This window comes from Enterocloster sp. OA13 (assembly GCF_022440595.1).
Lineage (GTDB): Bacteria > Bacillota > Clostridia > Lachnospirales > Lachnospiraceae > Enterocloster > Enterocloster hominis.
Genome location: NZ_JAKNTF010000001.1, coordinates 903,152 through 915,448 on the forward strand (window position 1 = coordinate 903,152; position 12,297 = coordinate 915,448).

Here is a 12,297-nt window from a genome sequence, read left to right on the forward strand (position 1 = left end):
TGGAGAGGGATAAAAAATGGAGAATAAAAAAAGGGAAATACGCACAGCCACCAATGGACAGGCAGTATGTGTGGTTGTATTGATTCTTGCATCATTGATAATTGGATTTACAGTCCTGAAGGTTGATGGTATCATCATGTTAACCGTGGCAGCCGTCATAGCGGGCCTGTTTGCACTTTATCTGGGATATTCCTGGGATGACATTACGGGGGCGGTATCAAAGAAGATAGCGGAAGCCATGCCCGCCATATTGATTCTGCTCAGCATCGGGCTTTTGGTAGGGACCTGGATGGCAGGAGGCGTCATTCCGGCCATGATTTACTATGGACTTAAGATTGTAAACCCTAACTTCCTCCTTTTGACCGCATTCTGGGTCAGTGTGTTCATTTCCATTGCCACAGGCACATCGTGGGGAACTGTGGGAACCATCGGCGTGGCCCTGATCGGAGTGGGAGTGGGGCTGGGTGTGCCTCTTCCCATGGTTGCAGGAGCGGTTATCTCAGGCGCATACTTCGGGGATAAGATGTCACCTCTGTCAGATACCACGAACATGTCCGCATTAGCTGCAAAGGCTAACCTTTATGACCATATTAAGCAGATGTTTGTCACAACCATACCGGCCATGATCATAGCCTGCGTTGCGTTTACAGTCATGGGACTCCAGTTTAAATCCAGTACCATTGATTCAGAGATATATACCAACATGCTCAGGGACCTGTCTGCCAATTTCCGTTTCAGCCCGTTCCTTGTACTTCCGCCAGTCCTTGTCATCGGCGGCGCAATCCTTAAGAAGCCCACTGTTCCGGTGTTGATCCTGTCCTCGGCAGTGGCCATGGTGCTGGGACTGACCATCCAGGGGTTTGGTCATGACATTGTATTCACGGCAGCTAAATCCGGTTTCTCTGCGGCGGCTGCATTTCCGGGAAAGGAGCTGTCAGGGGAAATCCTTACCCTGCTCAACCGCGGCGGCGCTGCCTCCATGTTCGAGGGCGTCATCTATGTCATTATAGCCTTTACCTTTGGCGGGATCATCCAGCTGACCAACTGCCTGGAAATCGCCCTTAAGCATGTCATGAAACCCTTGAAGAGCATTACCTCCGTGGTGAATGCGGCCGGTTTTTCGGCTGCCGCCATTGTAGCCATTGCGCAGAATTCCTACATTTCCTATTTCCTGGTAGCGGACATATTCGGAAAGAAGTTCGAGGAACTGGATCTGAAGGAACAGAACCTGTCAAGGGTACTGGAGGATTTCGTGACAGTGACGGAAGGTATCATGCCGTGGACCATATCCGGTATCTATATGGCTACCACTTTGGGGGTTGCAACCATTGATTACCTGCCGTTCTCTATATTTAACTGGTCCTGTACCCTGATGTCAATCTTCTATGCATGTACCTATAAGAGTATCGGGAAGTTTGCATTTTCCTATAAGACAGGAAAAAGGGCGGGGATAGATGACAGGAAAGCGGCAGCACAATCATAAGACCACGGATGTTATTCAGAGGAGAAGAAAGGAAGCAGATCATGAAACATGTAAATGGAAATGAATGGAAGGATGCGGCCATATGCCAGCACTATTTTGAGGATAACAGCAACTACTATGGGGCGGTCACGCCGCCGATCGTGCAGACCACGCTGTTTACATTCGATACATTTGACGCATTCATTGAAGCAAGCAACCATGAAAGGGAGAACCATCTGTACTGCCGCGGGGTGAATCCCACTACGGAAATCCTGGAGAAGAAACTGGCCAGACTGGAATGCGGGGAACAGGCAAAGGTGTTCGGTTCCGGAATGGGGGCCATATCAGCCACATTATTTACCCTTTTGGAGGCAGGCGACCACATCCTGCTGGTGAACAATGTATATGGACCGGCGACCATTTATTCGAAGACCCTGGAAAAGTTCCATGTGGAATGTACGAATGTGTTTGTCCAGGATGCCGGGGAAATAGAACAGTATGTGAAACCGAATACAAAGATCATTTATTATGAAAGCCCATCCACCCAGATGATGTACATGCTGGATATCGATACGATAGTGGATATTGCGCGGCGCCATGACATCCTTACCATGACGGATAATACATGGTCAACCCCGTTTTACCAGAAACCGCTTACCCATGGGGTGGATATCGTAATCCATTCCTGCACAAAGTACATTGGCGGACACAGCGATGTAATGGCCGGGGCTGTCATATCAAGGCATGAGATCGTGGACCGGATATTTGAGATAGGGCACCAGTTTAGCGGCGCGGCCATCGGTCCTTTCGAAGCCTGGCTGCTGATTAGGGGACTGCGTTCCCTGGAGGCGCGTCTGGAACACCAGGCCCGTACCACACAGGCCGTAGTGGAAATGCTTAAGGACCATCCCATGGTCAAGACTGTGAACCATCCCCTCTGTTTTACCGGAAAACAGAAGGAACTGGCAGACAGGTACCTGACAGGGTATACAAGCCTGCTGTCCATAGACCTTCACACAGATGCCTTTGAGGATGTGAGGACAGTGGCGGACGCATGTGGGATATTCCAGATCGGGGTCAGCTGGGGCGGATTTGAGAGCCTGATCCTGCCCCAGAACCATGGCGATAATGAGGCGTATCTGAAGGAGGCCCACATCCCTGGCGGATTGATCCGCCTGTATCTGGGGATGGAACCGGCAGAGGACCTGGTAAGCGACCTGAAACAGGCGCTGGATAAAATCATGAAATAAATCTTGGATGTGTTCCTGGAGGCAGGAGGCGCGGGCAGGTTGCCGTGCCTCCTGCCTGTGGTGGCAGAAAGGAGATGGAAGGATGCGTATGGAACGGGCGGAACTGATGGAGCTGATGCAGGACAGGGATTATAGGACGGACATCTATAAGGTGGGCGTATTCCGTTTCCCATCCAGCTATAAGTTTGAGCGCCATGAACACGAGGAAATTGAAATTAATTATGTGGCCGCGGGCTGCTGCCTTATGGGGATTGGGGATGAGTTCGTGCCCATGAAAAAAGGGGAATGCATCATCATTTACCGCCATACGCCCCATTCCTTCATGGTGAACCTGAAGCAGAGCTGCCGTCTGACACAGCTGGAGATGAAGATACAGGTTCCGGCCAGGCAATATGAAAACCGGTTTTTGAATGAACTGGGGGGAGGACGGCAGTACAGGAAATGCTCCAACTGCGAGTCCATCTGCGATTATATAGAAATGATCTGCAGACACAAAAATGCCGCACATCCGGATGGGGCGGGCCTTTTGCAGATGGATCTGCAGCTGGCCGCGCTGTATGTATCCCTGTCGGAAAAGTATAAGGAAGAGGACCGGTATGTACCAAGAAAGAACGACAGGTTTGGGCAGATTGTACAGTATATCAATGATAATTTCACGGAAGTAATAGACATGGAACGGCTCAGCGTGGATTACGGAATCAGTTCCCGGTATATAAGGAAGCGGTTCCAGGAGGAGATTGGGATGAACAGTTCCCAGTACATCAACACATTGCGGGTTAATAAGGCAAAGGAATTACTGTGGAATTTCAATCTGAGCATAACGGATATAGCAAGCCTGACAGGATTCGGCAATTCCCAATACTTTTGCAGGATTTTTAAAAGCTTTACCAACTTGACACCGGTAGGATACAGGAAGCTTTGGTCCGGGGATGGGAAGCGGAAGTAGGATTTAGGCACGTGGGACCGTGTAAAATTAAAGACGGGATGGATATGGCCTGATAGAAAGACGGTGGGAGCATGGACGGACATGCCCTCACCGTTTTTTACAGGGAATCTGGTGGGGGTATGTGGCCGGCATTTTTCTACCATTTGGAGATACAGGCTTGTACGATAAGACATAATAATACCCCATCCCTCTTGCAGGGATATGATAACGGATATAGGAATGGGAGGGGGACTTATTTCCCGCCAATATAGATTTTTCCGTTATGTTACTATATAATTGTTGTTATCAGGAATTACTTACATAGCTAAGATTTCTATGTAGCAGATGAAAGATAGAGGGGGGGATATCCATATGGGATTTTTTGATAAAATGAAGGAACCTGTTTTCCTGAAGGAGAGCAGTGACGCGCAGAGACAGCTGGCTGTGTTAAAAAAATTAGAACCGCAGCTGTCCCCGGAAGGACAGAAGAAAATACGCCAGGACATAAAGTTTTTGGAATATGGTATCCTGGGGGAAAACCAGATTGCATATGAACTGAAAAATAGTCATATGCCTATGTATATCTTGCATGATATTTATCTGGAAGCTGGGGATTTGAGTGCACAGATAGATTATATTGTGGTTACCAGGAAAATGTGCTTTTTAATTGAATGCAAAAACCTGTTTGGGAATATTGAGATTAACAGCAAAGGAGAATTCATCCGGACATTGGAACTAGGCGGGCGGAAAACGAAAGAGGGAATTTATTCACCGGTTACGCAGAATGAACGCCATATGGATCTTCTGAAATTCATAAAAACCGGAACTAAAGGAAATGTAGTGACCCGGTTTATGGCAGACAAGTATTTTGGGGATTTTTATAAATCTGTTGTGGTGCTGGCCAATCCCAAGACTGTTTTGAATGCCAGGTATGCCAAAAAGGAAATCAGGGAAAAGGTGATACGGGGAGACCAGTTGATTGCTTATATAAAAGAGCAATATAAGTCATCTAAGGAACTGGAAGATTCTGATGACAAGATGAAAAGCTGGGCGGAATCATTTTTGAAATTACATAAGGAAGTTGAGAAGGACTATACCCAAAAGTATCAGCAGTTCATGGTGGTGGATTCAGGAAAAACGGAGGAGGGGAATGGGAGTAAAACGGCTGACGGAAACACGGAACTGTGCGATAAATTAAAGGCGTATCGTTTAGAAAAGAGCAGGGAAGAAAAGATAAAGCCTTATTATATATTTAATAATAATCAGTTGGCAGATCTGATTGCGGCAATGCCTGCATCAAAGCAGGAGTTACAGTCTGTCCCCGGTTTTGGACCGGTTAAGGCAGGGAAATACGGGGATGATATTTTAAATATCATGAAGGGATATGCAGGACAGGACCCTGAAGCAGAATAAGCGGGGGTAATGAAAAAGCTGAAATAAAGGGATATACGATGGATAGCTTTTGAGCAGTATTGTGACGAACAGGAAATGCCCTTTTCCAAAATCACGCCCAGGTAGAAGCTGAAACCTGAAGTGCTCTTGCAGCTTTGTATCATGTATGGCGCAATTACGGGTATGCTCAGTGAACGTCCGCATCTGACATTTAATATTATATGCCACCAACCTTTGCGCATGTTGATTCTAGGGCAGTATCATATCCCATTTTACAGGTTCGCAACCAATAGCAGTGCAGAACTGGAGCAGATAGGTCAATTTCTGGACACTTATGGGCAGGCATGAAAAGGGAATGACGTGGAATTACCTGTCTCCAGGCCATTTCCGGTGACCGGACTAACCCCATTGCCTCATTGTTGTGTACCATATATATTCCCGTAACCGGATTGCGTTTTACAAAGAAATAAGGTATAATGGACAAAGCATTAAATGAGCAGGACTATACCTGAACGAACGTGAAAAGTAAATCCATATACCTGCCGCTGGTCTCTCCGGAAGGGGAGACCTTTCCTCTATCCTGTAGCTGTATGCAGGGAATGCGGAACCGGGGTATATACAGGGATGAAAACGGGAAAAATCGTGGGATAAGCCGGTTTATATAAGCTGAAAGATAAAAGTACAGCCTTGGGGGATTGCGGGGAAGGATGCTGCAAAAGGCTGATGGGGGTTGAATATGAAACGTTTTTTGAAAAGTGGACTGGTTGTCCTGTTCCTGCTGCTTATGCTGTTTGGTGGAATGACCCTGCATACGGTGTCGCAGTCCCAGCATTACAGCCGGCTGGTTAATTATGTGGGGATTGTACGGGGAGCCACCCAGCGCCTGGTGAAGCTGGAGCTGATGGACCAGCCGAGTGAACCGCTTATTGAATACCTGGACGGAATCCTTAAGGAACTGGAAACAGGGGACGGCGAGTATGGGCTGCCCCTTCCAAAAGACAGCAATTATCAGCAGAAGCTGGCTGGACTTAGCGCCATGTGGGAAGAAATGAAAGTCCAGATATCAGCCTACCGCAATGGCCTGGATGACGGGACAACCCTTCTGTCCCTGAGTGAAGCCTACTTTAAGCAGGCCAACGACACGGTTTTTGCAGCGGACGAATATGCGGTAAGGTGTATCCAGGGACTGAATGTAATCTGTATCGTAATGCTTATCATCATGCTGCTTACATGGCTGTTCATCATATGGGCCTACTGGAAAAAGCTGCTGCACCTGGAGGATACCAACCAAAAGCTGAATGACCTGGCCCGCAGGGATACATTGACCGGCGTATACCAGCTGGATGCCTTTAAGGAAGAAGCCCAGCGGTATCTGGATGCGGGGCATGACGGGAAAATAGCGTTTGTCTATACGGATTTTTCAGATTTCAAGTACATCAACGATGTTTTCGGGTATGCGTACGGGGACAGTATCCTGAAACGGTACGGGGAAATATTAAACAGGCTGGTGGGGGATGGGGAGCTTTGCGGACGCGTGTCAGCGGATAATTTCGTCCTTCTGCTCCGTTACCAGGACCGGGAAGAGGTGGCGGCAAGACAGCGGGAGGCGGATACGGAAATCATCCGTTTCATGCACAGTTCCCATAACAGGCAGTCCGTGCCCACCTGCTGCGGCATCTGCTGTGTGGAGGACGTCGTGGAGGATTTGAGGATTGACGGTTTCCTGGACCGGGCCAACTTCGCGCGCAAGACAGTGAAGAACGGAACCCATTCCAACTATGTATTTTATGATGAGAGTATACGCAACCGTCTCCGTGAGGAAAAAAATGTGGAGAGCAGTATGCTGGCCGCCCTGGAAAATCACGAATTTACCGTGTTTTACCAGCCAAAGGTAGAGCTGGGCACGGGAAAGATAGCCTGTTCTGAATCCCTGGTGCGCTGGAAGTCACAGAGCGGTTCCATCATTCCCCCGGACCGGTTCATTCCGGTGTTTGAACGTAAATATATGATTGACCGACTGGACCAGTATGTGTTTGAAGAAGTCTGCCGGTTCTTAAACGGACGGCTGAAGGCGGGCAGGCGTGTGCTTCCGGTTTCCGTCAATGTCTCACGGCTTCAGTTTTTTGACCAGAACTTCGTGAAACGGTATGTGGAAATCCGGGACCATTACCAGATTCCCGCCGAATTGCTGGAAATCGAATTTACAGAATCCATTGCCATTGACAATACCAGCCTGCTGACCAGTATTGTGGATCAGCTGAAGCAGGCCGGGTTTTCCTGCTCCATTGATGATTTCGGCAAGGGCTATTCATCCCTGAGCCTGTTAAAGACCTTGCCCATTGACGTGCTTAAGATAGACCGCTTTTTCTTTTCGGAAAGCAATGACCCTGAGCGGGATATGGCCGTTGTACAGGGGATTGTTGAACTGGTCCACAAGTTCAATATACGGACAGTGGCAGAGGGCGTGGAATCCGAAAGCCAGGTGGAGATGCTGAAGCAGATTGGATGTGACTATGTCCAGGGCTATGTATTCTACCGCCCGGTACCCCAGGCGGAGTTTGAACGGCTGCTGGACGGACAGGAGTAGGCTTGGGCTGTTTCAGCCGAATTGCTTTGATGAAGGATATGGAAAAATGAAACAGAATAAGAGGCGCAGATTTTCATAGATATGCAGCAGCGAGGCCGGAAACCCATGACAATGGATATACCGGCCTTTTGTATTTTTATTTATATGTGTATCATTTTTTACAGACAATCAACCGCCGTCCTTTTATAATGGGGATGCAGCGTATTAGGAAGGAATTAAAATACCAGTACGGCCTTGCGCAGATACCAGGGCATCGCAGGCCGCTGCTAGGAGCGTGTCTCCTCCGAACAATACGTTTCCAGGGCAGGCAGGTCAGTTACCTGGATCTGTTTCCTCTGGGTGAGGATGATGTTTTTTTCCCGCAGTTCCGACAGGCCGCGTGCCACATGGACCCGGCTCAGGCCCAGTATATCGGCAATCTCATCCTGGGTCATGTCAATGGCTGAGGAGGAACAGGATAAGCGGTTTTCTGTCAGAAGATATAATAGGTTGCAGATTTTCATAAGGGATGTATTGTATTCCTGATGTGCGGATTCAAACAGGAACCGGTTCACATACATGGCATACCAATCCACGACCTTTTCGCTGAGGTCTACATTTGTCTCAAACATGTTTTGGAATCCGTCCTTTGTGAACTCTAAGACCTCCATATCCGTGAGGGCTTCCACGATAAGGGAAAGTTCTATCTTGAAATCCAGCCGGTGATAGCCGGGGAAGACGGTGCCGCTGCCATGGAAGCTGATGATTTTCCTATGGCCGTTTTCGTGATTGACATAGTGCATGGCCATGCCTGAAAGGATGTAATATATCTTACCGTGGGGCTGGTTTGGCTTCCAGAGAAAGTCTCCTTTTTTAAAGGCTTTTTTCTGATGGGGCTGGGAAAGGAAATATCCATGAAACGGGTCATAATCATGAGCAAAATAATAACGGGGAGTCTGCATGGTACCACCTCGGCATATGTGTAAGTTAAGCTTACTATACCATCTGGAGGAAATATTTGCAATTTCAAACACGCCCTAACATGCGGATACCCCAGGGTAAAAGAAAATGAAAGGATGGGAAGAATGGAACACAGGTGTAAGATTACGGTAATACGCAAGGAGTGTTATGAGGATTTACAGGAGCAGTATCTGGCGGACCCGAAGTCAGGCCCATGCCCCATGTTTGAAGTTGGCCAGGAGTTCATTTTAGAGCGGAATGGGGACAGGGACGATTTCTGGCATATGCTGGACGGGAAATTCTGCTCTGAGGCATGGGATGCCGTCAGCCGGTATGTGTATACGGCCCTCCAGGGCGGCTCCATCATGAAAGGCTGGACCAATGATGAGAAGATGATGATTGCATGCTGCAATGACGGGACCCGCCCGGTCATCTTTAAGATTGAACGGATGGATGTCCAGGACGTATTGTGAATAATAGACAAAAAACCACCTTATAAAATAGTAAAAACACTGAATCTGAAATTACCACTAGACAAATCTGTATTGAAGGTGCTATAGTGATTTCAGAAAAACAAGTTTGTTATTACGTTAGGGTAAGCAAGACTGTTTATGATACTTTGGGTAGTATTATAAGCAGTTTTTTTATTTGGCGGGGAGTTGGATTATACGCTCCCATGACATGCCGGTTTTATGGAGGAAGGGTCATTGAAGATAATCAGAGTCCTGAACACAAATGCAGTTGTAACGCTGGATAAGGACAGACGGGAGGTCATTGTCACCGGGCCGGGAATCGGGTTTCAGAAAAAGAAAGGCGAACAGCTGGCCGAGGAATTAATTGACAAGACATACTGCCTGCGAAGCGGTGAGGACAGCCGCAGGCTCCAGCAGATCGTCCAGTCCGTTTCCGAGCAGTACCTGGGCATTGCAGGGCGGGTGGTGGATGCGGCGAGGAATGAGGGGCTGAAGGTGAATGACGTGTTATATATCACGCTCACCGACCACATCAATTCAGCAGTGGAACGCCTCCGGTCCGGCATTGCCCTGAAGAACATGATGAAGATGGATATGCGCAGGTTCTATGAAAAGGAATATGCCATAGGGCAAATGGCGGTGGGCTGGGTCCTTGAGGAAACCGGAATAGACCTGGGGGATGATGAGGCGGCCTTCATCGCCATGCACATCGTGACCTCGGAACTGGATAACAGTAAGATGATGGACATCCAGAAGATAACGGAGCTGATGAACGCTATCCTGCAGATTGTCAGGTTCCATTTTAAGATTGAGTTCCATGAGGACTCTGTTTCCTACCAGCGGTTTGTGACGCACCTGAAGTTTTTCTCAGCAAGGGTGTTTGACCACGGGGCTTACCAGGACAGCATGAAAGAAATCTACCAGGTGCTTGTGGCCCAGAATGAGGAGGCTTATTCCGGCGTCAGGAAAGTGGCTGATTTTATTAAAAAGCAGTACAGTTACACCTTATCCGTGGATGAACAGCTCTACCTGCTGATCCATTTAAAGCGGATATTGGATGAGGAGAGGGAACTCCCCTGACCGGATAGAGCGGCATCCGGTACAGGGACAACTGAATAGATGATGATTAAGTTTGTTATTATTAAGTTAAGCAAGACTTGGTTATGAAAGGCGCAGACCCCGGGAAGGTGTGCCTTTTGTAATCAGGTCTTTATTTATTTCAATCATGAAGAAGAGGTGGATGATATGGATTATGAAGTGATGGCAAAAAAAATCTTACAGCGTGTGGGCGGCAGTGAAAATGTAGTCAGCCTGATCCACTGTATGACAAGGCTGCGTTTTACCCTGAAGGATGAGTCCGTGGTGGATGACGAGGCGGTAAAAAAGACAAAGGGCGTTATGGGAATCATGAAGAAGGCAGGCCAGTACCAGATCATTATCGGCAATGACGTGGCTAATGTTTACGCGGAATTGTGCAGGCTGGGGGATTTCTCAGATAAGGTTCCTGAGAAACAGGGCAAACCAAAAGAAAAGCAGAACCTGTTCTCCATGCTGATGGATACCATTTCCGGAATCATGACTCCGGTCATCCCGGCCATCATCGGCGCGGCCATGATCAAGGTCCTCCTTACCCTGCTTCCGATGATCGGAATCCTGGACACCGCGGGTGAGACATATCAGCTGCTCAGCGTAATCGGCGACGGCGCGTTCTTTTTCATGCCTGTGCTGATTGCGGTCTCGGCTTCCAGGAAGTTTGGCACAAACGTATATTATTCGGCCAGTATCGCACTCGTCATGCTGCATCCTAATTTCATCAGCATGATGGGCCAGGCCCACGACGCAGGGCAGACCATTCATTTCCTGAGTGTAATGCCGGTCACCTATGCATCCTACTCCTACTCGGTCATCCCCATCATCCTGGCCGTATGGTCGCTGAAATACGTGGAAAAGCTGGCTGACAGGATTACTCCGGTCATCACCAAGAACTTCTTAAGACCCATGCTGGTCATGCTGATTGAGGCTCCCATTGCCCTGATTGTCCTTGGGCCGCTGGGCGCTATTATGGGAAATGTCCTGTCAGATGCGGTCTACTTCATCCACGACAAGCTGGGATTCATTGCAATCGGGCTGGTCGCGGGAATCTATCCATTTGTTGTCATGGCAGGCATGCACCACGCGTTTACGCCCATTAAGCTGGGAATGATAGCCACAACGGGATTTGAGAACTTTATCTGCATTGGCGAGCTTTGCTCCAATATGGCCCAGGGCGCTGCTTCCGCGGCCGTTGCACTGAAAAGTAAGAACAAGGATTTTAAACAGGTTGCAGGTTCCTCCGCATTCTCCGCCCTTGTGGCAGGCATAACCGAGCCTGCGCTCTACGGTGTCACCCTGAGGCTGAAGAAACCCATGCTGGGGGCGTGTATCGGCGCGCTGGCCGGAGGACTGTTCGGAGGATTTTTCCAGATGAAATGCTTCGGCATCGCAACCCCTGCCATCGTGACCATCATACAGTACGTGGAGGACAGCCGTCCCATGAGCCTGGTCATTGCGGCGCTGACCATCCTTCTTACCGTGGTAGTTGCATTCATCGCCACATTAATCATCGGGTTTGAGGATGTGGTGGATGAGGATGAGGCAGATGAGGATGTGGCGTATGAGGATGAGGCAGATGAGGATGTGGCGTATGAGGACGAGAAGGTGGAAGCAGAAGTGGAAGAGTCAGGGGAAATGAAGGCGTCAGGCAAGGAAACCGCCGTCATCCAGGCAGCGGAAGAACCATCGGAAACATTCACAATCCCAAGTCCTCTGGCAGGAAAACAGATACCCCTCAGCGAAGTAAAGGACGCCACCTTTGCAAATGAAGTATTAGGGAAAGGAACCGCCGTCATCCCATCGGCAGGAACCGTGGCGGCGCCGTTCGACGGAACCGTATCCGTCATGTTTGAGACAGGGCACGCGGTGGGGCTGGTAAGCGATACGGGTATTGAGCTGATCATCCACGTGGGCATTGACACCGTGAACCTGAAGGGCCGGTACTTCCATCCGCTGAAGCGCACTGGGGACACGGTCAAAAGGGGGGAAATGCTTCTGACCTTTGACGTACAGGAAATCCTGGACGCGGGCTATGACATCACCACGCCTGTGATTGTATCCAACACGGACCGATACAGGGAAGTCGCTTCATCTGGCAACGGCACGGTTGCCGCATTGGACCCCATCCTGTCCGTCAGATGAATACCGGTCCCATCCGCTTTTTGTTCCATTCACTT

9 protein-coding genes are annotated in these 12,297 nt (G+C 48.9%); 8 read left to right on the forward strand and 1 reads right to left on the reverse strand.

The window, feature by feature from the left end:
* Nucleotides 1-16: 16 nt before the first annotated feature.
* The 5 genes from nhaC (at nt 17) to MCJ35_RS03955 (ending at nt 7,616) form a co-directional block, all read left to right on the forward strand.
* The gene (gene nhaC, locus MCJ35_RS03935; RefSeq protein WP_025482869.1) at nt 17-1,483 is read left to right on the forward strand and encodes a Na+/H+ antiporter NhaC; all 1,467 of its coding nucleotides are present in this window, start codon (nt 17-19) and stop codon (nt 1,481-1,483) included.
* Nucleotides 1,484-1,524: 41 nt separating this feature from the next.
* A complete protein-coding gene (locus tag MCJ35_RS03940; protein WP_162158510.1) occupies nt 1,525-2,712 on the forward strand; it encodes a trans-sulfuration enzyme family protein in 1,188 nt (395 codons plus the stop codon).
* An 82-nt stretch (nt 2,713-2,794) separates the two neighbouring features.
* Nucleotides 2,795-3,658 carry an AraC family transcriptional regulator gene (locus MCJ35_RS03945; RefSeq protein WP_025482865.1) on the forward strand — a complete coding sequence of 288 codons (864 nt, stop codon included), beginning with the start codon at nt 2,795-2,797 and terminating at the stop codon, nt 3,656-3,658.
* Between the two features lie 351 nt (nt 3,659-4,009).
* A complete protein-coding gene (locus MCJ35_RS03950) occupies nt 4,010-5,050 on the forward strand; it encodes an NERD domain-containing protein (RefSeq protein ID WP_025482864.1) in 1,041 nt (346 codons plus the stop codon).
* 715 nt (nt 5,051-5,765) lie between these two features.
* On the forward strand, nt 5,766-7,616 hold the full coding sequence (locus tag MCJ35_RS03955) for a putative bifunctional diguanylate cyclase/phosphodiesterase (RefSeq protein WP_025482863.1): 1,851 nt from the start codon (nt 5,766-5,768) through the stop codon (nt 7,614-7,616).
* Between the two features lie 266 nt (nt 7,617-7,882).
* On the opposite strand, the gene MCJ35_RS03960 is transcribed toward MCJ35_RS03955, so the two are convergent.
* Nucleotides 7,883-8,557 carry a Crp/Fnr family transcriptional regulator gene (locus MCJ35_RS03960; RefSeq protein ID WP_025482862.1) on the reverse strand — a complete coding sequence of 225 codons (675 nt, stop codon included), beginning with the start codon at nt 8,555-8,557 and terminating at the stop codon, nt 7,883-7,885.
* 123 nt (nt 8,558-8,680) lie between these two features.
* Between MCJ35_RS03960 and MCJ35_RS03965 the strand changes: the two genes are divergently transcribed.
* The 3 genes from MCJ35_RS03965 (at nt 8,681) to MCJ35_RS03975 (ending at nt 12,262) form a co-directional block, all read left to right on the forward strand.
* Nucleotides 8,681-9,028, forward strand: a complete 348-nt coding sequence (locus MCJ35_RS03965; protein WP_025482861.1) for a TIGR04076 family protein — start codon at nt 8,681-8,683, stop codon at nt 9,026-9,028.
* 234 nt (nt 9,029-9,262) lie between these two features.
* Nucleotides 9,263-10,108: a BglG family transcription antiterminator LicT gene (gene licT / locus MCJ35_RS03970; RefSeq protein ID WP_025482860.1), complete on the forward strand. Its 846-nt coding sequence runs from the start codon at nt 9,263-9,265 to the stop codon at nt 10,106-10,108.
* 165 nt (nt 10,109-10,273) lie between these two features.
* Nucleotides 10,274-12,262 (forward strand): beta-glucoside-specific PTS transporter subunit IIABC, encoded by a 1,989-nt coding sequence (locus tag MCJ35_RS03975; protein ID WP_025482859.1) that lies wholly within the window; start codon nt 10,274-10,276, stop codon nt 12,260-12,262.
* Nucleotides 12,263-12,297 lie beyond the last annotated feature (35 nt).